The following is a 23,862-nucleotide window of genomic DNA, read 5'->3' as shown; positions in this document are numbered from 1 at the left end:
ATGACCGCACCGACGGCGCGCCCGTCCGCGCCCACCCGCGTCGACCTGCTGCGGCGCAGCGCGGCGCAGCGGCCCGACCACGTGGTGCTGGCGACGGTGGACGGCCCCGCACTGACCTACGCCGAGTGGGACGCCCGGTCGGACGCGCTCGCCCGCCACCTGTCCGACCACGGCGCCGCCCCGGGCGGCCGGATCGCGCTGGTCTTCCCCGAGGACCAGTGGGTGTCGTTCGCCTGCTGGCACGCGGCGGCGCTCAAGGCCGGCGCCACGGTGCTGCCGGTGTCGGCCCGCTTCACGGCGGCCGAGATCGCCGGGCTGCTCGCCGCCGTCCGGCCCTCGCACGTGGTCTGCGCCGAGCGGCCCGACGCCCTCACCGTGGACGCGGTCTGGCTGGACAGCGCCACCGTCCCGGCCGCGGACGGGCCCGCGCCGCCGCGGGTGCCGGTGGCCGAGGTGTCCGAACTCGTCTGCACCTCGGGCACCACCGGGCGCCCGAAGATCATCGCGTGCTCGGAGGCCAACCTCCTCGCCCCGCTCGCCGTCGACCAGGCGTCCGGTCTGGTCGTCCCCACCGGGCCCGAGCGCTCGCTGCACTCCACGGTGATCGGCACCGCCGGCGGCCAGCGCATCCTGAACGGCGCCTACATCGGCGGCGGGAGCAGTTACATCGCGCTGCCGGACCCGGCCCCGCGCCGCCTGCTGGAGGCCGTCGACCGGTACCGCCCCGACCGGATCGGGCTGGTGCCCGCCTCGGCGGCCGCCCTCGTGGAGGCCGACACCGGCGGCTACCGCCTCGACAGCGTGCGCGTGGTGACCGTCTCCACCGCGGCCGCCACCGCCACCCTGCTGACCGCCGTCCAGCGGCTCTTCCCGCTCGCCGGGGTCGTCCGGATGTACGGGGCCACCGAGATCCTCCCGGCCGGCGCGGCGATGCTGTTCGACCCCGCGCTGCCCGAGGCCGTGGGCGCCCCGGTCGGCCGGACCCTGGTCTCGATCCGCGACGAGGACTTCGCCGAACTGCCGCCGGGCGCCACCGGCCTGGTCTGGCTGCGGTACGCCGGGGCTCCGGCGCGCCGGCTGTGGGTGTCCCCCGAGGACGTCCGGGACCTCGACCGGGAGGGCTGGCTGTGGGCCGGGGACCTCGGGTCCGTGGACGCCGCCGGACTGCTGCGGATCGACGGCCGGGCCGACGACGTGCTGAACGTCGCCGGCATGCGGGTCTCACCGGGCGAGATCGAGGCCGTGCTGGCCGAGCACCCGGCCGTCGTGGACCTCGCCGTCCACGGCGAGCCGGACGGCGCGGCCGGTGACCGGGTCGCCGCCGTGGTGGTCGCCCGCCGGCCGGTGGAGGCCGCCGAGCTGCGCCGGTTCGCCGCGCAGCGGCTGGCCCGGCACAAGGTCCCCTCGGTGGTGCGGTTCGTCCCGGCCCTGCCGCGCGGGGCCACCGGCAAGGTGCGGCGGCACCTGCTGGCCGCGTCGGCCGCCGTGCCGACCGGACCCGCCCCGGTGCCGACCGTGCCCGCCGCCGGGGCGGCCGAGCCCGGCCCGGCGGCCTTCCTGCGCGCGGTCTGGGCCGAGCACACCACCGACGACCCGGGCGTGGACGCCGGCTTCTTCGACCTCGGCGGCACCTCGGTCGGCGCCATGCTGATGCTGACCCGGATCGAGGAGGAGTTCGCGGTCGAGCTGCCCGCCGAGGCCCTCTACACCCACCCCACCCTGGCCGGGTTCACCCGGTTGGTGGCAGAACTCACCGAGGGCGCGGTACCGCTCCCCCCGGCGACAGGAGAAGAGCCGTGCTGAACCCCGACGCGGGCGACGCGGTAAGCCCCCAGGACCTCTACGACGCCGTCCTGGCCTCCTCGCGGCCCCGCCACTGGGACGAGGAGTTCGACCTGGAGCGGGTCCGCCGGCTGATGGCGGTCCTGGGCGACCCCCACCGCGGGCTCCCGGTGGTCCACGTCGGCGGCACCGCCGGCAAGGGGTCCACGGCCCGCATGATCGCCGAGATGCTCCAGGCCGGCGGGTACCGGGTCGGCCTCTCCACCAAGCCGCACCTGCGGAGCCTGACCGAGCGCTTCCTCGTCGACGGCCGGGCGATCGGCGCGGGCGAGCTGATGGACCGCGCCCGGGCGCTCGGGCGCCTGGTCGACGGCATCGGGCCCACCTGGTTCGAGTCGGTCTCCGCCCTCGCCCTGCGCTACTTCGCCGACGCCGAGGTCGACGTGGCGGTGGTCGAGGTGGGCATGGGCGGCACCACCGACGCGACCAACGTGGTCGAACCGCTGGTCAGCGTGGTGACCAACGTGGGTGACGACCACGTCGACATGCTGGGCGGCAGCCTGCTCACGGTCGCCGGGCACAAGGCCGGCATCATCAAGCCCGGTGCCGTCGCCGTGAGCGGGGTGACCCGGCCCGAGCTGGCCGAGGTGATCAGGGCGCGGGCCGCCGAGACGGGGTCGCCGCTGCTGGAACTCGGGCGGGACTTCACCGCGGAGATCGAGTCCGTCGACACCGAGGGCACCGGCTGGCGGCTCTCCGGCGCGGGCGGTGACCGGTCCGGTCTGCGGCTGCGCGCCCGCGGCCGCCACCAGGTCTCCAACGCGGCCCTCGCGGTGACCGCGGTCGAGGCCCTGGGCTCCCGGGGCCTGCCGGTCGCCGAGGCGCACTGGCGCAAGGCCCTGGCCGAGGTGACCGTCCCCGGGCGGCTGGAGACCGTCCGGCGCGCACCGGAGGTCGTCCTGGACGGCGCCCACTGCCCGCCGAAGCTGGAGGCCCTGGCCCAGGCGCTCGGCGAGGTGTACGCGGGCCGCCGCAGGATCGGGGTGCTCGCCCTGGCCCCCGGGCGGGACGGCGAGCGCTCCCTGGGGCTCGTGGCCGACGCCTTCGACGTCGTGGTCGCCACCGGCTACCAGGCCCACACCGAGTTCGGCGCGATCTCCGGGCGCTCCACCGGGGAGATCGCGGACATCCTCGGCCGCCTCCGTCCCGACCTGCCCGTCCACCAGGCCGCCGACCCGTGGGACGCCTACCGGCTGGCCCTCTCGCTCGCCGGCGAGCACGACCTGATCTGTGTGACCGGGTCCTTCAACCTGGTCGGCGCGGTGCGCAACCGGCTGCTGGCGGACTGAGCCGACCCGGACGCCCCGAAGGACCCGGCCGCCCCCTCCGTCCTGGACGGAGGGGGCGGCCGGGTCCTTTGCGGGCGCGGGCGGCCCGGGCACTCGCCGGGTACTGCGGTCAGGGCGCCTCGACGGCCGCCGACACGATCACCCGCTCGACCGCGAGCAGCAGTTCCTCCGTCCGTTCCCTGGGCAGGTAGTGCAGGTCGACCAGGGCGTGGTGGACGTCGACGCCGTCCGACTCCTGCGCCCAGTACCAGAGGGTGACCTCCTGGCGGGGCCGCGGACCGTCCCACACCACCTCGGTGCGCGGGAGGAGATCGGAGATCTCCCGCGCGGCGGCGGCCTGCGTGCGCGCGGGCCGCATGTCGTTGAAGCCGCAGGACAACTCGATCTCCGCCACGCCGCGTTCGGCGCTCACCGCGGCCCGCAGCGCGGACAGCGCGACCGGGTCGCACTGCGCCCTGCGGTAGGCCCGCAGCGCGGCGTGGCCGGTGTCGCGGACCACCTCGGGAAAGCCCCGGTCGCGGGTCCGGACCAGCGTGACGCAGCTGCCGAGGGCGATGCCCACGAGGTCGCGCAGCTCCGGCAACCCGCGGTTCGACGCGATCAGCTTGACCGGCACCTCCGCCCGCCCGGTGACGGTGCCGAGCACCACGTTCAGAGCCGCCATCAGCACGGTGGTGCTGCTGACCCCGAGCCGGTCGGCCAGCGTTCCGGTGGCGAGCGTCAGCGCCGGCGAGACCATGGTGACCTGGCCGAACCGGTCCGGATCGGCGGCGGCCACCGGGGGACCGGCGGGCGGGTCGAAGATGCTGACGGGCGCCGCGCGCAGGACCTGCTCCCAGTGGCCGAGCGCGGCCGCGGAGCGCTGCCGCAGCCGCGGGGTCGCCTCGGCGGCCGCCTGGTCGAAGTGCTGGTGGTGCACCGGGGCCAACCCGGCGGGGGTGGTGCGGCCGTGCAGCAGCGCGTCCAGTTCGTCCGTCAGCAGGACGAGGCCCGAGTAGTCCAGGGTCACGTGGGAGACCACCAGCACCAGGTACCGGGGCCTCCCCTCGTGCTCCAGGACGGCGAGCCGCAGCGGCAGTTCCCCGGTCAGCTCGAACCGCTCGGCCCGGAGGCGGTCGCAGAGCCGGGTGGCGGCCCGCGCCGGATCCGGTGCCGAGGTGCGGTAGACCGGCACCAGGAGCTCCTCGGTGTCGGCGAGCCGCTGGACCGGTCCGCCGTCGGCGTCGACCGGGTACCGGGTGCGCAGGCTCTCGTGCCGGGTCACCACCGCGCCGACGGCCTCGACCAGCTCCGGCAGCCCGCAGCCCGGCGGAACGGCCAGCACCTTGCCCTGGTTGAAGTGGTGGTCGTGCGGCTTCATCCACTCCGTGTCGTTCCACTGCAGGCGCTGGGCCCAGGTGAGGGGCGCGGTGCCCGAGCGCCGGCCGCCGACGGGGATCCGGACCACCCGGGCCCGGGTGACGTCCTCGTTCACGGCTGCGGGGTCGCCAGGCTCGTCATCGCCGCCCAGAGCGCGCCGGGGGTGGCGAAGTTCTCGGGCGTGAGCATCGCGTCCGGGATGGTCGTCTCCAGGGCGTCCTCCAGACCGATCAGCAGCTGCACCGTCGCCAGCGAGTCCAGGCCGAGTGCCGTCAACCGGGCTTCGGGAAGGAGGTGTTGATCGGCCTCCAGCAGGGGGAGGTGCTCCCGGAGTACCTGCTCGAACTGCGGTGTCCATTCGGTGGGCACGGTCTTGCTCCGCTCTGGTCGTGGTGGTCCGACGGCCTGGTGACCGCCGGCCCCGCCTGCCGGCCGTCAGCCGGACGCCGCGCTCCCGAGGAGCCGGACCTCCCGGTCGACCAGACACAGCGTTCCGGTCGCGGTCAGCAGTCGGTCGTTGGAGTAGTTGAGGCTCGCCGACCGCAGGTCGCGCAGGTGGCGCTCCAGCGGGACGGGAGAGTCCGCCCGGTAGCCGAGCCCGAGTCCGGCCAGCTCCACACACCGGTCGGCCGCGCGGTGGCACAGCTCCGCGGCCAGCACCTTCAGGGTGTTGAGGTGGATCTGCACCGAGATCTCGGCGGGGTCCGTGCCCAGGGCGCGGCAGCGCGAGACCTCCTCCTCGCTCTGGCGCAGGTAGGCGCCGACCGTCTCCAGGTCCATCCGGATCCTGGCCAGCCGCTCGGCGACCAGGTCGGACTTCAGGTCCAGGGAGGACGGACGCCTCGGCGAGCGCAGCACCGTGATGAGCTCGGCCAGCGCCTGCCGGGCCGCGCCGAGCCAGCAGGCCGCCCAGCCGATGTGGCCGAGCGGGGCGAAGCCGGAGATCGCCACCTTCGCGAACTCCCCCCTGGCACCGATGATCTGATGCGGCGCCACCACCGCCGACAGCCGCAGCGCGACACTGTGGGTGCCCCGCATGCCCAGCGGGTTCCAGTCGCCGCCGACCTGGATGTCGGCCTGGCCGCGCTCGACGTAGACCAGGGTGACCTGCCGCGGCGAGGCCTCCGGCGCGTCGCGCATCGTGACCAGGAAGCCGTCCGCCACCGCGCCGCCGGTGACGATGGGCGCGTCCCGCTCGACGACGAGGCCGTCCGCGGTCTCCCGCAGCGGGGCGGCGCTGGTCAGCAGATGGCCGCCGGTCTGCTTCTCGGAGGTGATCGAGCCGAGGTAGACCGAGCCCGCCGCGATCCTGGGCAGCAGGTCCTCGCGCAGCTCGGCGGTGCCGAACCGGACGACGGCGTCGACCTGTTGGCAGTGCATCGCCCAGATCATCGCGGTGGACAGGCAGGCCGAGGCCAGGATCCCGGCCACCTCGACGAGGTCGGCGAGCCCGCCGCCCAGCCCGCCCTGGCCGACCGGGACGAGCAGCCCCATCAGGCCGCTGCCGCGCAGGGCCGCCAGGGCCTCGGCGGGGAAGCGCGCCTCGGCGTCCACCGCGCGGGCGTGCTCGGCGATCACCGGGAGGATCCCGCGCGCCCGGTCCGCCGGCGAGGCGGACGTCTCCCGGCCGAACGGGTGGGCGTCCCGCCGCAGTTCGAGCAGCGTGGCGGACACCACCCGGTCGTCGAGGACGGCGACCTCGGCGGGCGCGGGCCGGGAGAGGAAGCCGATCAGGCTGGCGGTCAGGCCGTACGCACCGGTGTTCGGGATGGCGAGCAGGTCGCCGGGCGCCGGGCAGGGCAGCACGGCATCGTGCGCGAGGGTGTCGCTCGGGGTGCAGAGCGGTCCGACCAGCGTCACCTGCCGCTCCACCGCGGGATCCGGGTCGGAGCCGTCGGCCGTCACCGCCCCGGCCCGGACCGGCGGCAGCCTGCGCAGGCCCGCGAGACCCCCGAGGGTGTTCACGCCGGCGTCGAGCACCACGAAGGTCTTTCCCTTGCTCTCCTTCACGTCGGTGACGCTGGTGAGCAGTTGCCCGCAGGAGCCGCTGAGGTAGCGGCCCGACTCGAAGGCCACCTCCGGGGCGCCGTCGCGCCACCCGGCGAACTGCCGGTCGAGCTCCTCCTCCAGGGCCCCCCGCAGCAACGGGTAGTCGGGCCGCTCGCCGGGGACGGCGTACGGGTGCGCGAACCCGCCGCCGAGGTCGAGCAGCCGCACCGGGATCCCGTGCTCGGACCGCAGGAGCGCCGCGGTGCGCACGCTCGCCACCAGCTCCCGGATCAGTCCGGCCTCGTCCCCGGCGTTGGTCAGGGCGAACAGGTGCAGGCCGACCAGTTCGACGTTCGGGACGTCCGCGACGGCGTCGGCCCAGTCGGCCGCGGCGTCGAGGTCGAACCCGAACTGCGAGGCGGTGCCGGTCATCCGCAGTCCGGCGGACCCGGCGCCGGTGGTCCCGTTGATCCGCAGCAGGCACTGCGCCGTCACCCCGTGCCGCTCGGCCGCCGCGCCGATCCGCCGCAGGTCGTCCAGCGACTCGGCGGAGTAGCAGGTGACGCCGGAGCGCATGGCGTGCGCCAGTTCGACGGCGGTCTTCCCGGGCCCCGTGTACAGGCAGTCGGACCCGGTGTGGCCCGCGAGCAGCGCCGCGTCCAGTTCGCCCGCCGAGCTGACCTCGGCGCGGCAGCCGGCCGACCGCAGGGTGCGCACGACGTCCGGGTGGGGGTTGGCCTTGAGCGAGTAGAACAGGGTGGCGCCGGTCGGCAGCCGGTCGCGCAGCGCGGCGGCGGCCTCGGTGGCCTGGGCCAGGTCGTAGACGTAGAGCGGGCTGCCGAACTGTTCGACCAGCGTGGTCGCCTTCATCGCTTCTGGTTCCTCACGGTTTCGGGCGACCGCTTCCGGTCGGTCCTGTGGCGGGGTGAGCGGCAGCTCCTCGATCAGCGCCCAAGCCCCGGTCGCCCAAGCCCCGGTCGCGCGGCCGCCCAGCTGCCCGGCCCACCGCGTACGACCTCCCGGGGAACACGCTCGGATGAAGATACACACGGGGCGGGGCGTTCACGTCGAACGCTTTGAGCGCCCGTCAGCGGCCTTCGCGGACCGGTCGTTCAACTGCTCCCGGGCAGCAGTTGAACGACCCCTCCCGGACCGCCCCCGGACCAGCCGCGCCGTCCGTCGCAGGCCTTCCCGGCGCCGGCCCGCCGCGTTCAACCGCTCCGCGTCCGGCCGAGCAGCGAGAGCACGGCGTCGGCGTGCCGGAAGTCCTCCGCGGTGCTCATGTTGCCGAGCAGGACCACGCGCACGCCCGCCGCGAGGTACCGGGCGAGGTAGTCGGCGACGGCCTCGTAGTCGCCGACCAGCAGCGGGAGGGTCCCCTTGTCGGCCCGGTACGCACCGGTCCAGTACACGTCGTCGTAGACGTCGCCCTCGGTCGCCAGGACGGCCAGCCGCCGGCTCCAGTCCGATCCGGTCCTGCGGCGCACGGCCGTCGTCAGCCGGGACGCCCGGCTGTCCTGGTACGTCTCGCGGGCGGCCGCCCAGGCCTGCGCACCGGTCGGCCGCGCGACCAGCCCCACCCGGATTCCGATCCGCGGTCCTCCGGCCAGCGCGCCCGCGAAGTCCGCAGCGAACCCCGCCACCGGCTCCGGGTGGGTGATCGCGACGTCGGCGACGGCCCGGGCCGCCTCCAGACCCGCGGGCGACGAACCGGCGACGAACACCCGGGGCATCAGCGAGGGGGCGAGCGGCGCGTTGATCCGCAGGCCCTCGTACCGGTAGTAGCCGCCCTCGTGGTGGAGCGGGCCGGGCTCCGAGAGCAGCCCGCGGATCACCGAGACGTACTCCACCGCGCGCCGGTAGCGCTCGTCGTGGTCCAGGGTCTCGCCCACCTGGGCCAGTTCGGCCCCTGCGGCGCCGGTGATCAGATTGAGGTCCACCCGGCGGCCGTGGAGGGTGGTCAGCGTGTAGATCATCTGGGCCACGGTGAACGGCGGCGCGGCGTACGGCTGGGCGGCGACCAGCGGCACCAGGTGCTCGGTGCACCCCATCACGGTCGACGCGACCAGCCAGGGATCGAGGTTGCGGTGGTTGTAGAAGGCCAGCAATCCGCTGAATCCGTGCTCCTCGGCATTCCGGGAGACCTCGCCGAGGGCGGAGAGCCCGTGCCCCTCGCCGGGTCGGGACGTGGCGGCCGTCGCGTAGACGTCAAAGTCGTGTTTCACCGTGTAATCCCTGGTCTGCTCGGCGGGCTGGTGCCTTTTCGGGTTCTCCGCGGGGAGGCGATCGGGCAAATTCCCCACGGAATGTCGGCGCGGCCGGCCGCCGTCCGGTAGTGCGCGGGGAGGGTGGGGTCCCGGCCGGGCTCATGGGAGGTCGCGGCCCGGGCGGGCCTGGCGTACGGGGTGGTCCGGGTGCTCCGGCGGCCTCCTCGGCCCTGCGGCCGGGCGCCCGACCCGCCGGGCCGACCCGCCCGCCCGACCCGTCGGCCGGGGGCCGCGGGCTCCGAGGGCCACGCGGCGGGGGTCCGGCGGCAGTCACGGTAGACCACCGCCTGCCCGTCCTCAACAGTCCTCCGGGAACACCGGCGAAACGGGGAGCGGCCCGCCGGGCCGGCGGCCGCTTCACGTTTCGCCGACAGGTCGGCACAACGCCGTCGACCGGAATCCGATCGGAATGAAATCCCCCCACCTGTGGAGCCGCCGGTGAGTAATCGCGCCGAAAATGACCAGCCCCCCGGCCGATTACCGAAATCCGCACCGGCGAGCCGTCCGGAAATCGCCACCGAGGAGCGGTGAATCGGTGGCGGCACCCCGGGATCCGGCCTCCGCCGCGAATCCACGTAACGCGCGTAGACATTCCTTGCGCGACATGGCCGGCGATGGTGACCGACCGTCAACCCCATTCGGCGCAGCACCATCGAGGCAGGGCGCCACCCATCGGACGGGTCAAACATCCCCGAGTTCTGCACGGTCTGGACACACCCGCACGAGCCGGGCCGCACCGAACCGCACCTGCGGGTTCGTCATGAACCGATCCCCTCAAGGGAGTCGGCGAAATTCGATCCCCGTGCGGCGGAAGCCCGCACTCCGGCCGCCCACCGGAACGCCTCCGGCCGACTCCGCGGCGGCCCTCGCACATCTGCGGCGCCATATCCCACATTGAACTCGGGGGAGCCGCCCATATTGGTCTAGACATAGGAACTGCGCCCCTGTTACGTTTCGCATCGCATGACCGCTGGGGGTGTCGTCAACTACGGCTCCGGGGGAGCCCGTTACTCGCATTCAAAGGTCCTTTGAATGCGGGCCGGGGGCCGCCCCGGCCGGTTGCAACCCCCACTCGGCGGCCGTTCATTACCTGCGATCCGCAGCCGGGTCCAGGACGGCCCCGACCGATCCGTGCTTGATTTCTGACGGGGATATCAGATACATGAGGGCCCAACACCGACGAAGAGACGCCTCGCCGCACGCGCACCGAAGAGCCCGCCACGGCGCGGCGCCGGGCCCGCTCGCCGGCCCGGCGCCGGCGCCCGTCACGGCCGGACCCCGCCTGCGGCGCGGACGGCCGACCGCCGCGTCGGCGGACCGCGCGGCCCTCGGCACGAGCGCGCCGCGCACCCGCCCCTCCGACAGTGCGGAGCCGCGCCGCGCCGGGTGACCCGGCACAGGATCTCCGGCCCGATCGGGCAACCCCGGCAGCCGTGCTCCCACCCGAGCATGCGTACTCCGCGCGGCCGACCGGACCAGCGGGCCTCCCTCCACCGGAGCCCGTCCCGACGCGAACCGTCACCCACCCATGACGCCGCGTCGGATCCGCCGTGTGCGGCGCGACGTCCTGCCGCCGCCGAAGGGCCCCGGTCAGGCGGTCGCCCGTTGCGCAGCCGCGCGGGCGGGCAGGCCCGCGGTACAGGGGTCGGCCCCCCGGACCGGTCGTCCCGGGCGGCGCGCACCTCTGGCGGCTGCTCACCGGCCGGCGGCGGGGTGTTGCAGGGCGGCCGATGTCGGTGCCATGGACCGACAGCGGCGGGGCGGCGGCGGGCGGGCCGCCCGGGCCCGATTTCCCATGGCCAGTACCGAGTTCGATGACAAAGGGGGAGTTTCCGATGGAAGGCCGGCTCGATACGGCGGTGCTGGGGCTCAGCGGGGACGGTGCCGAGGAGCACGCGACCGAGTCGGTCCCCATCGCGTCACTGCGCTCGGCCGACTCCCCGCGACTCCAGGCCGAGGATCCGGACCACGTGCAGGTCCTGGCGCAGTCGGACGCACCGTTGCCGCCCATCGTCGTCCACCGGTCGAGCATGCGCGTGATCGACGGGATGCACCGCGTCCACGCCGCCCGGCTGCGCGGCGCCGAGCGGATCGACGTCCGGTTCGTCGAGGGTGACGAGAAGGACCTCTTCCTCCTCGCCGTACGGCTCAACGTCACGCACGGCCTGCCCCTCTCGCTGGCGGACCGCCGCGCCGCGGTGGCGCGGATCCTGGTCTCCCACCCCCAGTGGTCCGACCGGGCCATCGCCGAGGCGACCGGGCTCGCCGCCAAGGCGGTCGGCGCCATGCGCCAGGAGCCCGGCGCCGAGGTGTCCACGCTCCAGGCCCGGATCGGCCGGGACGGCAAGCGCCGTCCGCTGAGCAGCGCCGAGGGGCGGCGGTCCGCCGGTGAGCTGGTCAAAGCGGATCCGCAGACCCCGCTGCGCCGGATCGCCAGGGAGGCCGGCATCTCCCTGGGCACCGCCTCCGACGTCCGCGCCCGCGTGCTGCGCGGCGAGGACCCGGTGCCGCAGCCGCGGCTGCGCGGCGTTCCCGCTGCGGGCGGCACCGAGGCGGCGGCGGTCCTCCCCCAGAGCACTCCCGCCGCCCCGACCGTCGAGCGGCGCAGCCAGCGGGACGTGGCGATGGCGATGCGGATCCTGGTCGCGGACCCGTCGCTGCGCTTCACGGACGCCGGGCGCAACCTGCTCCGCTGGCTGGGCGGACACGTCATCGAGCCGGACGAGTGGCAGACCGTGGTCGAGACCGTACCGAGCCACTGCGTCGGCACGGTGGCGGACCTCGCGCACCGCTGCAGCGACTCCTGGCGGGAGTTCGCCAAGCAGCTGGAACAGCGCCACCGCGCGTCGGCCTAGGGCCTCAACCTGACAGGGCCTCGGCCCGGTCGTCCCGTATGGAAGAACAGCTGAGGGAAACTGATGGACCGTCTGTCGACTCTGGTCAACTCCTGCCTGCTGCCGGCCTACGGCGGCGCGGCGCCCACCGACTGGCTGCGGCGCGAGCTGGACGACGGGCTCGCCGGAATCGTGCTGTTCGGCGCGAACCTGGGGCTCCTGGACGGCCGGGTGCGCGAGGTGGTCACCGAGCCGCTGCGGGCCCACCGCCCGGATCTGATCGTCGCCCTGGACGAGGAGGGCGGCGACATCACCCGGGTCGAGTACCACCGGGGCAGCAACTACCCCGGCAACCTCGCCCTCGGTGTGGTGGACGATCCGGCGCTGACCTCGCAGGTGGCCGGCGCCATCGCCGCCGACCTGATCGACGCGGGCGTCTCACTGAACCTCGCCCCCTCCGTCGAGGTCTGTCCCGGGTACGACATGCCGGTGTTCGGCGCCCGGTCGTTCAGCTCCGACCCCGCACGGGTGGCCGCACACACCCGGGCCTTCGTCGAGGGGCTGCAGCGCCACGGCGTCGCCGCGACGGCCAAGCACTTCCCCGGCCTGGGGGCCACCCGGGTCGACTCCCACTTCGAGCTGCCCGTCGTGGACACCCCCGCCTCGGAGTTCCGCTCCCGCGACCTGTACCCGTTCACGGCGGCCGTCGAGGCGGGCGTGCAGGCCGTGATGACCGGGCACGTGGTCGTCGGCGCGATCGACGACACCCCTGCCACCTTCAGCCCGCGGTTCGTCACCGACCTGCTGCGGGGCGAACTCGGCTTCGACGGCGTGGTGATCAGCGACTCGCTGGACATGCGGTCCGCGCAGGCCGGGCTGGGGTTCGGCGGCGCGGCCGTGCGGGCCTGGCTCGCGGGCGTCGACCTGATGATCATCGGGCCGCAGGACGGCGAGGGGATCTGCGCGGAGATCCGGGACAGCGCCCGGCGGGCCGTCGCCGAGGGCGTCCTGCCGCTGTCCCGGCTGGAGGAGGCCGCCGAGCGGGTCGCCCGGCTGCGGAAGTGGACCTCCTCCCCCGCCAGGCCGACCGGCGACCTGGGCGGGATCGGGCTGGCGGCCGCCCGCCGGGCCGTCGAGGTGCGCGGCACGCTTCCCGCGCCCTCCGCGCGGTTCGTCGTCGAGCTGCGCCCGGAGCCCAACATCTCCTGCGGCACGGTGCCGTGGGGCCTGGCGGAGCCGATGGCGCGGCTCGGCGCGCTCGCCGGGGCGCTCACGGTGGCACCCGGCACGGCGGCCGCCGACCTCGACCTGCCGGCGGGCGTGCCGCTGGCCGTCGTGGTCAGGGCCGAGACCGCGGACGCCTGGCAGACCGGGGTGCTCACCGCGCTGCTGGCGGGCCGCCCCGACGCGGTCCTGGTGGACATGGGCTTCCGCGACCTGCCCGCCCCCGCCGGCACGGTGGTGCTGAAGACCTTCGGCGCCGGCCTGGTCAACGCGATGGCGGCGGCCGAGCTGCTGTCCGGCAGGCGGGCGGCGGGCGCCCCGAGGGACCGGTGGTGAGACCGCCGCCGGGTCAGCCCTGCCGCAGCCAGGACTCGTGGCCGTCGCACACCACCGCCCACAGCCGCTCGCGCCCGGCGGCGCCGAGCTCGTCGAGGGGCAGGCCGAAGCGGGTCCGCAGCACCTCGAACCACTCGTCGGGGCTGGTCAGTTCACGGCGCTGATCGCCCGTTCCGTCGATCCGGGTGAGCACCCGGCCCAGCAGCAGGTCGGTGCCGAGGGCGTCCCTGCGCTGTACCCGGGCGAGGCGGACGAAGTCGGACTCGGGCGAGGTCGACAGGTGGGCGTGCTGGTCGGCGAAGTCCTCGGCGCGGGCCGGACGGACGGAGATGTCGGCGCCCGCGAAGCCGCGCAGCGGGCGGTGGTCCAGGCGCCAGCCGCCGGGCTCGCAGGAGGACTCCGACAGCCGGTACCCGAACGGGCCCTGCTCGGTCAGGCCGGTCCGCAGCGGGAGGGGCTCGTGGAAGGCGAAGCCCAGACCGACGTCGACCAGCCAGCGCCCGTCGGGCGACTGCGGCGTCGGCAGCCCGCCGACCGTCAGCGCCATGTGGTTGCCGTTGACCCCCGCCGGCTCCGCCTCGTCGACCTTCTGGACGCCGACCCGGTGCATCCCGACCTGGTAGCCGAGTTCTCCGAGAAGGACCAGGAAAGCGCCGTTCAGCTGGAAGCAGTACCCGCCCCGGCGGAATTGCCCGATACGGTCGAACGACTCCTGCGGGTCGATCCCCGCGGGCGTTCCGAGCTGGAAGTCCAGCGTCTCGTAGGGAATTCTCTCCACATGGGCGCGGTGCAGTCGTCGCAGATTCTCGACGGTGGGCGCCAGGTCGCCGGGGAGGCCGAGTCGGTCGAGATATCCAGCGGTAGTGGTCGTCGGCATGGTCGGAACCGTAGCAGCCGTCCACACCGTTCGACAGGGCCTGACGTGCGGGTCCATCTCCCGCTCCCAGGGCGGCTGTTCAATCCCACCCATGGCCGGATACGGCCGTCCGCAGTACGGTCGTACCGGATTGATCGATTGTTTGGCCAAGACCGGGAGTTTTGCATTGAGCCCCCTCCCCTCGCGGGTTCTGCCGACCGCCGACGCGGCGGCCGAGAATGCCGCTGAAGCCGTCGCCGAAGCCGTACGAAAGGCCGTGGCCGAGCGCGGCGAATGCGTCGTTGCACTGACCGGAGGAAATACTCCGACCACGGCCTACCAATTGCTCGCGACCTACGACCTGCCCTGGGCGTCGGTGCACTTCGTGCAGACCGACGACCGGGTCCTCCCCGAGGCCGAGACCGGGTCCAACTGGCGGATGATCTGCGAGACGCTGCTGGACCCGGCCGCGGTGCCCCAGGACCGCCGGCACCCCATGCCGGTCCGGTCCGGCGACCCGGCCGACGGCGCGGCGCAGTACGCGAAGCTGCTGGCCTCGCTGACCGGCACCGCGGGCGCCGACGCCGTCCTGCTCCAACTGGGCCCGGACGGCCACCTGGCCTCGCTGTTCGCCGACCGCTACGACCCGCAGGACCAGGCCGGGGTCACGGTGACCACCACCGTGGACGGCGCGGTGCGCATGACGCAGACCCTGCCGTCGCTGCGCGGCGCCGCCACCCGCATCATCATGGCGACCGGCGCGCAGAAGACCGAGGCGGTGGCCAAGTTGGCGACCGGCACGGCCGACACCCTGGCCGCCCGGGCCTTCCTCGGATCGGACGGGCTCCTGCTGCTGGACGCCGAAGCCGCCGGCACCTACCGGTGACCGCTCCCCCGTCCGAACCGGCCGCCGCCGGGACGCCCGGCTTCTGCGCCGCCGAGGCCCGCCGCAGCACGCGCCCGGTGGTGGTGTTCGACCTCGGCGGCACCTGGTTCCGGGCGGGCGTCCTGGTCGACGGCGACACCGTCGCCGCCTTCCGCCGCCACCCGGCCGTCACCCGCGGCACCGCGCCCGCGGCACCCGCCACGGCCGCCGTCCTCCAACAGCGCATCGTCGACTGGCTGGTGCGGACGCTGGACGAGATCCGGCTGGAGTGGCCCACCGCGCTCGACCTGTGCGCGGTCTCCCTCGGCGCGGCCATGGACGGGCGGACCGGCCACGTGGTCGGCAGCGCACCGCTGTTCGGCAGTGAGCGGACCGACTGGTGGCCGGCCCGGGAGCTTTCCGCCCGGCGGCCGGACGCGCGCTGGTCGGTGGTCAACGACGTGTCCGCGCTCGCGTACGCACTGCTGAGGAACGACCGACTGGACCAGCGCCGGCAGGCCGCCGCCGTCACGGTGAGCACCGGCATCGCCTACCGGACGATCGACCTGGCCACCGGCCGCATCCCGCTGGACCGGGAGCACGGCCTGCAGGGCGAGATCGGCCACCTGCCCGCACAACTGCACTGGGACGGCGCCCCCGTGACCGCCCGCTGCGACTGCGGGGCGCCCGACCACGTCGGCGCGCTCTCCTCGGGCGCGGGCATCGGGCGCTTCCTGCGCAGCCTGCCCGCTCCGGTGTGGGGCGGTACGGACACGCCGAACCGGTCGACGGCTCAGACGCTCGCGTCCTTCGGCGGGCTGGTCGCGCAGAGCCACCGCGGCGCCCTGCGGGTGCTCGACGCCGTGACCCTGCCGCTGGCCCGGGTGCTGCTCGCCCAGGCCGCCCTCAACCCGGAGGTTGAACACACCGTGCTCACCGGCGGGGTGGTGGACAATCTCGGGGACGCCTATCTGGCGAGCCTGCTACGCAACCTCAACCAGCTGGGGTTGTACGGGATTTCGGACCGGGACCAGGGCTACTTCGCCCGCCGGATCGTCCGAGGACAGCCGAACGGGCTGAACGCGCTGCGTGGAGCGGGAGTTCACGCACGGGGAATTCTGAACGAGAGAGCGCACACAGCATGAGTCTTGGGGAATGGACCGTCCGCGCCCGTCAGGACGTCTCCTACCGGGTCACCCAGGTGACGGAGGTGCTGTCACCCGCGAACGACGCGCTCGCCCAGGCCGTGGGCCTGACGCCGGGCGCGCGGCGCCTGGTGGTGGTGGACGAGCAGGTCTTCGCCCTCCACGGCGCGCGGATCCAGGAGTACTTCCTCAGCCGGAAGACCGTCCCGCACATCCTGCGGCTGCCCGGCGGCGAGCACACCAAGACGATCCCGTCACTCGAGGAGATCGTGCGCGCGGCCGACTCGATCGCGCTCGCCCGCCGGGAGCCGATCACGGCCGTCGGCGGCGGTGTGCTGACCGACCTGGTCGGGCTGGCGGCCGGACTGTACCGGCGCGGCACCCCGTTCGTCCGCATCCCCACCACGCTGGTCGGGATGGTCGACGCGGCGGTCGGCGCCAAGAACGCGGTGAACTTCCACGGCCACAAGAACCGGCTCGGCACCTACCATCCCGCCCGCGACACGCTGGTGGACCGGGCCTTCCTGCGCACCCTGGACACCCGCCACATCAGCAACGGAATGGCCGAGATCATCAAGATGGCGGTGATCCACGACGCCGCCCTCTTCGACCTGCTCGACGCGGAGGCCGAACAGCTGGTGCGCCACCGGCTGGACGGCTCCGCCGGACAGGAGGTGGTCCGGCGCGCGATCGGCGGCATGCTGGAGGAGCTCGAACCCAACCTGTGGGAGCACGAGCTGCGCCGGGCGGTGGACTTCGGGCACACCTTCAGCCCGGGGTTCGAGATGGCGGCCCGGCCCGGGCTGCTGCACGGCGAGGCGGTGTCGATCGACATGGCGCTGTCCTGCGCGCTGGCCGTCGACCAGGGCCTGCAGTCGCCCGCCGACGCCGTCCGTGTGCTGCGCCTGCTGCGCAGGTCCGGACTGCCGGTCTGGCACCCCGTCTGCGAGGTCGGACTGCTCTGGGACGCCCTCGGCGAGTCCACCCGGCACCGCGACGGGCGGCAGAACATCCCGCTGCCCGTCGGCATCGGAAAGTGCGTGTTCGTCAACGAGCTGACGGAGCCGGAGCTGCGGCGCTCGGTGGACGTCCTCCACCGGCTGCTCGACGAGGAGGGGCTCGCGGCATGAGCGACACCGACGGCGACCCCGCCCGCACCGGCACCGCCCGCACCGACACCGCCCGCACCGACACCACCGCTGCCTTCAGTGGCGTCTCCACGGCCGTCTCCGCCAGGGACGACCTCGCCTGGACCCGCACCGCCGACCACGGCCTGCGCCTCGACCGCACCGAGGCCGCGGCCGGCCCGGCCCTGCGGGTGCTCCGCGCCGGGATCTGCGGCACCGACCTGCAGATCCAGCGCGGGATCCGGCCCGACGGGGCGGCGGTGCTCGGCCACGAGGGACTCGCGGAGTACCGCTCGCCCTCGGGCGTCCACCGGGGCATCTTCAACCCGGTTGACCCCCACGACCAGGACAGCATCCTCGGGCACTCCCACGACGGGGTCTTCCGGCGGTACTACCCGACGACGGCCGCCGGCGCCGCGGTGCTGCGCACCCTCGTCCCCGCCCGGCCGGACCTGGTCGCCGACCTCGCCGTGCTCGTCGAACCGCTGGGCGCGGTCCTCTACGGCTGGGACCTGCTCGACGCCTCCGGGCGGGCGCGGAGCGCGGCGGTGTGGGGCAGCGGGACGACCGCCGTACTGGCCGCACTGGTCGGCGAACTGCGCGGGACACCGATGACCCTGGTCCACGGGCGCGCGGAGCGGCTGGACTACCTGCGCGGCCGCGACGTCCTGCCCGGCACCCGGTACCGCACCGAGCCGCCCGTCTCCGGCGTCGGGGCGGCCTTCCTCTGCCTGCCCCGGGAGGCCTCGGCCACCGCGCTCACCCAGGCCGCGCGCGCCCTGGAGGAGGGCGGGGCCATCGACCTGTTCGGCGGCTTCGGCACCGGCACGGTGCACGAGCTGACCGGGGACCTGGACCTCAACTCGATCCGCAGGTCCAACATCTGCGGCTCGCCCGAACCGGCACCGGGACGCCTGGTGGCCCTGCCCTCGGGCAAGCGGATCCGCCTCACCGGGCACCGCGGCACCTCCGCCGACCTCCTGCGGCGCGCGCAGGACCTGCTCGTCGCCCACCCGCGGCGGTTCGGCCGGGTGCTCAGCCACGTCCTCCCCCTGGAGGCGGCCGGACCGGTCCTGCGGTCGATGGCGACCGACCCGCCGGGCCGGCGCCTGACCGGAGAGCACCTCAAGGTGCTGATCGACCCGACGATGCCGTCGGGCACCACCCGGGCGCCCGACCTCACCACCACGGTGGCCGAGGTCCTCCCCGGCTGCTGAGCCCCGGCCGCCGGCCCGCGCCGCCTGCCCCGCCCCCCTCCGAACCACCCGCCCGTCCAGGGCACCCACCCGTCCAGGGAGAACACCATGCTGGTCCCGCGTTACGGCTACCCGGCCCAGTTCGACGACCTCGAGGAGCTGACCGGGAGGATCTCCGAGCTCCTGCTGTCCGGCGACTACATCCTCGGCAAGCCGGTCGAGCAGTTCGAGCGGGCCTTCGCCGAGCAGGTCGAGGCGGGCTTCGCCGTCGGGGTCAACTCCGGCACCGACGCGCTCATCCTCGCCCTGCACGCCCTGGGCATCGGACCGGGCGACGAGGTCGTCACGGTGGCCAACACCTTCCACTCCACCGTGCTGGCGATCGTCCGGGTCGGTGCCGTCCCCGTCCTGGTGGACTGCACGGACACCGACTACCTGATGGACCCGGACCGGCTCGAAGCCGCGATCACGCCCCGCACCAAGGCGATCCTCGCCGTCCACATGTTCGGCCAGGTGCTGGACATGGACCGGATCACCGGGCTGGCCGCGACCCACGGCCTCGCGGTCGTCGAGGACTGCGCCCAGGCGGTCGGCGCCCGCTGGAAGGGCCGGCCGGTCGGCACCTTCGGCGAGATCGGCTGCTTCAGCTTCCACCCGTCGAAGAACCTCGGCGCCGCCGGCGACGCGGGAGCCGCCGTGACCGGCAGCCCGGAGCTGGCCGACCGGCTGCGCCGGCTGCGCGGACTGGGCCAACAGGAGCAGAACCACCACGTCGAGGCCGGGTTCAGCAGTCGGATGGACTCCGTGCAGGCACTGGTGCTGGGGCACAAGCTGCCCCGGCTGGACGCGTGGAACCAGGCCCGCCGCGAACGCGCCGAGCAGTACACCCGGGCCCTGTCCGGCAGCGCCGTCCGCGTGCCCGTCGCCGGCCCGGAGCACGTCTACCACATGTACCAGGCCATCGTCCCCGACCGTGACGCCACCCTGGCCGCCCTCAGGGCGGCGGGAGTTGACGCCGTCGTGCGCTACCCGGTGCCCATCGCCCGCCAACCCGCCTTCTCCGCCTACGCGTTCGACGCGGCCGCGTTCCCGAACTCCGACTTCCTGGCGGAGAACGCGCTGTGCCTGCCGCTGCGACCGGAGATGAGCCCCGACGAGGTCGACCTGGTGGCCGCCACGCTGCTGTCGATCGTCGGCTGACCGAGAAATCGAGGAGATCCCCATGACCGGGTCAACGACCGATGTTTCCATTGTGCCGGGCCTGTTCGGCGCCGATCCGCTGGAGTACGGGCGGGCGGTGGGCGATGTCTCGCGCACCGACGCGGACCTCCTGCACCTCGACGTGATGGACGGGGTGTTCGTCCCCGACATCAGCTTCGGCCTCAAGGCGGTGAAGTCCGTCCGCAAGGCCTTCGACCGGCGGTTGGACGTGCACCTCCAGGTGACGCGGCCGGAGTCCCACATCGACGGCCTGGCCGAGGCGGGCGTCGACCTCGTCTCCGTCCACGTCGAGAGCACCCCGCACATCGCCCGACTGCTGCGCGACCTGGAGAAGTCGGGCATCGCGGCGGGCATCGCGCTCAACCCCGGCACCCCGCTGTCGTCCGTCGAAGAGATCGCCCACCTCGTCGAACAGGTCGTCGTCATGGCGGTCAACCCCGGCACCAGCGACTTCCTGCCCTACACCGTGGACAAGATCCGCCGCCTGCGCGCCGACCTGGACGCGCGCGGTCTCGGCCACATCCGGATCGCCGCGGACGGCGGCGTGACGGCGGAGCGCGCCGCCGCGCTGCGGGCGGCCGGCGCCGACCGCCTGGTCGTCGCCTCGGCCCTGTTCCAGGACCCGGCCGGCGTGGAGTCGGCGTTCCGCTCGCTGGGCGCCATCGCGGCAGGCGCCTGATGACGGCCGTCGCCCCGGCCCCCGCGGACCTGCGCCTCCTGTTCGACATCGACGGCACCCTGGTCGACTCCAGCCGGCTGATCGTCGACGTCTGGCGGCGGGTGGCTGCCGAGTTCGGCGCGGACGCGGACGCCATCCTGGCGGTCTGCCACGGCCGCCGGGACGCCGAGGTGGTACCGATGTTCTTCCGCGCCGAGGACGTCCCCTCGGTGCTGACCCGCATCCAGCAGCTGGAGGCCGAGGGGGTCGCCCTGCTCAGCCCGGTGGCGGGCGCGCCCGAACTGCTCGGCGGCCTGCCCGCGGACCGGTGGGCCGCGGTGACGTCCGGCCCGAGCGGCCTGATGACCGGCCGCCTGCGCAGCGCCGGCCTGCCGACCCCGGCCGTCCTGGTGGCCGCCGACCACGTCGAGAACGGCAAGCCCCACCCCGAGGGGTACCTGGCCGCGGCCGACGCGCTCGGCGCCGCCCCGCAGGAGTGCGTGGTGGTCGAGGACGCACCGGCGGGCGTGACCGCGGGCCGCCGGGCGGGGATGTTCGTCATCGGGATCACCACCACCCACTCGGCCGACCAACTCGCCGAGGCCCACGCGGTGGTGGACAGCCTGTCGGACATCCGCGCCGTCCTGGCCGCGCACGCCCCGCGCTGACACACCGCACTGACGACCCGCGCTGATACACCGCACCGACGCACCGCACTGACGCCCCACCCCCAAGGGCCGGTCCGCAGACTCCCCACCTGCGGACCGGCCCTTCGCGCTACCCCCGTGTCCACCCCCGGCGTGGTACCTTGCTTTGCATGGTAGATGGCAATGCAAGTAACCCCGAGGCAGACGGACGGGTGGCGAGCCAACTCCGCAAAGGAGTGCTGGAGTACTGCGTCCTGGCACTGCTGCGGGACGGCCCCCGCTACGGCGTCGAGCTGCTGGCGGAACTCGCCCGCGTCGAGGTGATGGCCACCAGCCAGGGCACGATCTACCCCCTGCTGTCACGCCTGCGACGGACCGGGCTCGCCGACACCCACCTACAGGAGTCCGAGAGCGGACCCCCGCGCCGGTACTACACGCTGACCGACGCCGGCCGGAGCGCGCTGGAGGAGTTCACCGCGAACTGGCCCTCCTTCCGCGCCGCCGTCGACCACTTCCTCACCCCTGGAGAGCCGACGTGACCAACACCCTCGCCCACCCCCTCGTCCGCTCCTTCCTGTCCTCGGTCGAGGACCGGACCGCGGCCCTGCCCGACGCCCGCCGCCGGGAACTGCTCGCGGACCTGCGCGAACACATCGAGGTGGCCCTGTCGGAGTCCGACCCCTCCGACGGGAGCGCCGTCCGCCGCATCCTGGACCAGCTCGGCACCCCCACGGAGATCGCCGACGCCGCTCTTTCCGAGGAACCCGCCGCCCGACCCGTCCCGGAGAGCCCCCGCCGCACCGCCATCACCCTCGGCCTGCTCGTCCTCCCGCTGCCGGCCGCACTCATCCCCGTCCTCGGACTCCTCGTCGCCCCCGCCGCCGCGGCCGCCGGCCTCATCCGCCTGTGGAAGTCCCCCCAGTGGTCCCGCGGCGAGAAGCGGCAGGCGACCCTGTTCGCCCTCTCCCCCCTCCTCACCGTCCCCGCCCTCGCCGCCGCCCTCTCCACCACCCTCGGCGGCCTCAGCCCCGTCGGCCTGCTGGCCGCCCTCCTCCTGGCCGCCGCCCTCCCGACCCTCGCCGCGATCCGCCTCCACCGGACGGCGTGAACCGTTTGCCGCTCAGCCGCGCCGGGCCCCGTCACCGAGCCTCGCCACTCCGGCGAGCGCCGCTGCCCAGGGGTACTCGGCCGGCTGCCCCTCCCCCGGCGCGCTCGGGACGAACCCGCCCTCCCCGAGCAGGACGGCAACACCCGCCTCCCGAAGCACCGCAAGGCTCCGCCCAGCCTGCGGATGAGCAAGAAGCGCGGTATTCACACAAGGCATCACCGCCATGGGAATGCCCTTGCCGATCGCCTCCGCCGCGAACCCGACCACCCATGACCCGGTGATCCCGAGAGCCAGCGCGTTGATCGTGTGAAAGGTCGCCGGAGCCACCAGCACCGCACTCGCCGCAGGCCACAACTCCGGATCACCGGGCCGCCGATACCGACTCTTCACCGGATGCCCGGTCAGCGCCTCCAACTCCGCCAGCTCACCCCCCAACCACTCCGCAGCCGTGGGCGTCAACCCCAGACACACATCCCACCCCTCCCCCTGCGCAGCCCGCACCACCACCCCCACATCCAGCACCGGCAACGCAGCGGACCCCAACACGTACAGCACCCGACGAGTCGACATGGCCCCATGCAACCCCCGCCACCACAGCCCGGGCAAGGCACCCCATCACACACACCCACTCACTCGGTCATTGACCGAACCCCTCCCCTCCCTGGCTGGCCGACGGCGTTCGCGCCCGCTACGCGCTGGGCATGCTGATCTGGTGTCAGGCATCTGGACTGGGGAGGACAGAGCCTCGTGGAGGAGCTTTCGGTCAGGCCGTGGCGGAAGCCGGGCAGGTGGCGGTTGTACGTCAACAGGGCCGGTGCCCGCGGCTCTTCGGTCGCATGGCTTGACTGTCTGACCGGTGTGGTCGACATCCAGGACTCCACGCTTGAGCGTGCCGCGCTGGCGAAAATCGAAGAGTGGTGTGCCGTCTACGGGCAGGTCATACCTCCGCGCGCTGTGCGGCGCAACGGAGACGCAACCGCGCCGGGGCCGCAGGTGCGCGTGCCCTACCTCCCGCCCCTGCGGGATGAGGACGATCTCGCGTTGAACGCTCCCGGCGCCGGCCTGCAGAGCATGCTCCGGCGGGACGAGCGGACGCACAACGTGTGGGTCCGGCTGGTCGCCAAGGCGACCCGGAATCCCCTCGGGGCGCCGACCACTCTCCTGGGGCTGGAGGGCGAACGCATCGTCGGGGCCAACCTGGAGCCGCTGCGGGTCTCCGGCTGGAAGATCCTGCACGGCGTGCCCCTGCCCAGCGGCGCCGACATCGACCACGTGGTGATCGGGTCGCCCGGCGTCTTCACGATCAACACCAAGCACCACCCGGACGCCACCGTGCGGGTCGGCGACAGAATGGTGAGCGTCAACCGCAACAGCTTCCCCTACCTGGCGAACGCCGCGTTCGAGGCCACCAGAACGGCGGAGCTGCTCAGGAGGTGGTGCGGCTTCGAGGTGCCCGTTCACCCGGTCGTCGCCGTGGTCGGTGCCCGGAAGATCACCCAGGAGACGGCCTCCCCCGTGATCGTCGTCGCCGGCGAGCAGATCGCCGCGAACCTCGCATCCGCGCCGACGCAGCTGACCCCGGAGCATGTCGAACGCATCTTCACCATCGCGCGGCACCGCCACGTCTGGAGCCAGCTCGGCGCCCACAACAGGAGGTCCCGCCAGCCCGGACCTCCGTGACACCGACCGTCCCCAAGCCGCCGCACGGGACCCGCCATCAGCCGTTGCCGTCGCCTACTTCAGCCGGCCCGGCTTCTAAAGCCCGATGCCCCGGTGCGGGGCACCGGGGCCGGTGGGCGCGGACGGTTTCGAACCGGACCGGACGAGCAGGTCACATGTGCATCGCCGGACGCAATGGCACGGATTCGAATAGCACCCAGCTCTGACCACTGAGAGCAG

20 protein-coding genes are annotated in these 23,862 nt (G+C 74.0%); 14 read left to right on the top strand and 6 right to left on the bottom strand.

Annotated features, from left to right (window positions below; genetic code table 11):
• Positions 1-1,803: an AMP-binding protein gene (locus ACGFZP_RS01160; protein ID WP_392927307.1), complete on the top strand. Its 1,803-nt coding sequence runs from the start codon at positions 1-3 to the stop codon at positions 1,801-1,803.
• Complete coding sequence (locus tag ACGFZP_RS01155; RefSeq protein ID WP_392927306.1) at positions 1,797-3,131, top strand: bifunctional folylpolyglutamate synthase/dihydrofolate synthase; 1,335 nt, start codon at positions 1,797-1,799, stop codon at positions 3,129-3,131. Before ACGFZP_RS01160 ends, ACGFZP_RS01155 begins: the two co-directional genes overlap by 7 nt.
• A 109-nt stretch (positions 3,132-3,240) precedes the next feature.
• On the opposite strand, the gene ACGFZP_RS01150 is transcribed toward ACGFZP_RS01155, so the two are convergent.
• From ACGFZP_RS01150 to ACGFZP_RS01135, 4 genes are all read right to left on the bottom strand, one after another.
• Positions 3,241-4,605: a condensation domain-containing protein gene (locus ACGFZP_RS01150; protein WP_392927304.1), complete on the bottom strand. Its 1,365-nt coding sequence runs from the start codon at positions 4,603-4,605 to the stop codon at positions 3,241-3,243.
• Positions 4,602-4,859, bottom strand: a complete 258-nt coding sequence (locus tag ACGFZP_RS01145; RefSeq protein WP_392927303.1) for a phosphopantetheine-binding protein — start codon at positions 4,857-4,859, stop codon at positions 4,602-4,604. The genes ACGFZP_RS01150 and ACGFZP_RS01145 overlap by 4 nt, the downstream gene beginning before the upstream one ends.
• A gap of 66 nt (positions 4,860-4,925) precedes the next feature.
• Positions 4,926-7,349, bottom strand: coding sequence for an acyl-CoA dehydrogenase family protein (locus ACGFZP_RS01140; RefSeq protein ID WP_392927301.1), 2,424 nt, complete (start codon positions 7,347-7,349; stop codon positions 4,926-4,928).
• Between the two features lie 341 nt (positions 7,350-7,690).
• On the bottom strand, positions 7,691-8,704 hold the full coding sequence (locus ACGFZP_RS01135; protein ID WP_392927299.1) for an LLM class flavin-dependent oxidoreductase: 1,014 nt from the start codon (positions 8,702-8,704) through the stop codon (positions 7,691-7,693).
• Between the two features lie 1,877 nt (positions 8,705-10,581).
• On the opposite strand from ACGFZP_RS01135, the gene ACGFZP_RS01130 reads away from it, so the two are divergent.
• On the top strand, positions 10,582-11,601 hold the full coding sequence (locus tag ACGFZP_RS01130) for a ParB/RepB/Spo0J family partition protein (protein WP_392927298.1): 1,020 nt from the start codon (positions 10,582-10,584) through the stop codon (positions 11,599-11,601).
• Between the two features lie 63 nt (positions 11,602-11,664).
• Positions 11,665-13,140 carry a glycoside hydrolase family 3 N-terminal domain-containing protein gene (locus tag ACGFZP_RS01125; protein WP_392927296.1) on the top strand — a complete coding sequence of 492 codons (1,476 nt, stop codon included), beginning with the start codon at positions 11,665-11,667 and terminating at the stop codon, positions 13,138-13,140.
• Positions 13,141-13,153: 13 nt separating this feature from the next.
• Here ACGFZP_RS01125 and ACGFZP_RS01120 read toward each other — a convergent pair whose 3' ends face one another.
• On the bottom strand, positions 13,154-14,017 hold the full coding sequence (locus ACGFZP_RS01120; protein ID WP_392927294.1) for an arylamine N-acetyltransferase: 864 nt from the start codon (positions 14,015-14,017) through the stop codon (positions 13,154-13,156).
• Here ACGFZP_RS01120 and pgl point away from each other — a divergent pair.
• The 9 genes from pgl (at position 14,016) to ACGFZP_RS01075 (ending at position 21,963) form a co-directional block, all read left to right on the top strand.
• Positions 14,016-14,882 carry a 6-phosphogluconolactonase gene (gene pgl, locus ACGFZP_RS01115; RefSeq protein WP_392928289.1) on the top strand — a complete coding sequence of 289 codons (867 nt, stop codon included), beginning with the start codon at positions 14,016-14,018 and terminating at the stop codon, positions 14,880-14,882. The genes ACGFZP_RS01120 and pgl overlap by 2 nt on opposite strands.
• On the top strand, positions 14,879-16,006 hold the full coding sequence (locus ACGFZP_RS01110; protein WP_392927292.1) for an ROK family protein: 1,128 nt from the start codon (positions 14,879-14,881) through the stop codon (positions 16,004-16,006). Before pgl ends, ACGFZP_RS01110 begins: the two co-directional genes overlap by 4 nt.
• Positions 16,003-17,136: a sedoheptulose 7-phosphate cyclase gene (locus ACGFZP_RS01105; protein WP_392927291.1), complete on the top strand. Its 1,134-nt coding sequence runs from the start codon at positions 16,003-16,005 to the stop codon at positions 17,134-17,136. Before ACGFZP_RS01110 ends, ACGFZP_RS01105 begins: the two co-directional genes overlap by 4 nt.
• On the top strand, positions 17,133-18,350 hold the full coding sequence (locus ACGFZP_RS01100) for a dehydrogenase (protein WP_392927289.1): 1,218 nt from the start codon (positions 17,133-17,135) through the stop codon (positions 18,348-18,350). The genes ACGFZP_RS01105 and ACGFZP_RS01100 overlap by 4 nt, the downstream gene beginning before the upstream one ends.
• An 87-nt stretch (positions 18,351-18,437) precedes the next feature.
• On the top strand, positions 18,438-19,529 hold the full coding sequence (locus ACGFZP_RS01095) for a DegT/DnrJ/EryC1/StrS family aminotransferase (RefSeq protein WP_392927287.1): 1,092 nt from the start codon (positions 18,438-18,440) through the stop codon (positions 19,527-19,529).
• A gap of 22 nt (positions 19,530-19,551) precedes the next feature.
• Positions 19,552-20,229: a ribulose-phosphate 3-epimerase gene (locus tag ACGFZP_RS01090; protein WP_392927285.1), complete on the top strand. Its 678-nt coding sequence runs from the start codon at positions 19,552-19,554 to the stop codon at positions 20,227-20,229.
• Positions 20,229-20,876: an HAD-IA family hydrolase gene (locus ACGFZP_RS01085; protein WP_392927283.1), complete on the top strand. Its 648-nt coding sequence runs from the start codon at positions 20,229-20,231 to the stop codon at positions 20,874-20,876. Before ACGFZP_RS01090 ends, ACGFZP_RS01085 begins: the two co-directional genes overlap by 1 nt.
• Before the next feature lie 149 nt (positions 20,877-21,025).
• Entirely contained in the window at positions 21,026-21,394 is a 369-nt protein-coding gene (locus ACGFZP_RS01080; RefSeq protein ID WP_392927281.1) for a PadR family transcriptional regulator, read from the top strand.
• Positions 21,391-21,963, top strand: coding sequence for an HAAS signaling domain-containing protein (locus ACGFZP_RS01075; protein WP_392927279.1), 573 nt, complete (start codon positions 21,391-21,393; stop codon positions 21,961-21,963). Before ACGFZP_RS01080 ends, ACGFZP_RS01075 begins: the two co-directional genes overlap by 4 nt.
• 12 nt (positions 21,964-21,975) lie before the next feature.
• Here ACGFZP_RS01075 and ACGFZP_RS01070 read toward each other — a convergent pair whose 3' ends face one another.
• A complete protein-coding gene (locus tag ACGFZP_RS01070) occupies positions 21,976-22,518 on the bottom strand; it encodes a flavoprotein (RefSeq protein ID WP_392927278.1) in 543 nt (180 codons plus the stop codon).
• 486 nt (positions 22,519-23,004) lie between these two features.
• Here ACGFZP_RS01070 and ACGFZP_RS01065 point away from each other — a divergent pair, with 486 nt between their 5' ends.
• Entirely contained in the window at positions 23,005-23,643 is a 639-nt protein-coding gene (locus ACGFZP_RS01065; protein WP_392927276.1) for a nuclease-related domain-containing protein, read from the top strand.
• Positions 23,644-23,862: the final 219 nt, after the last annotated feature.

The organism is Kitasatospora sp. NPDC048239 (assembly GCF_043202015.1).
In the GTDB taxonomy this organism is placed as follows: Bacteria; Actinomycetota; Actinomycetes; order Streptomycetales; family Streptomycetaceae; genus Kitasatospora.
The sequence above is the reverse complement of the archived record's forward strand: the minus strand, read 5'-3'. Positions and strand labels throughout refer to the sequence as shown.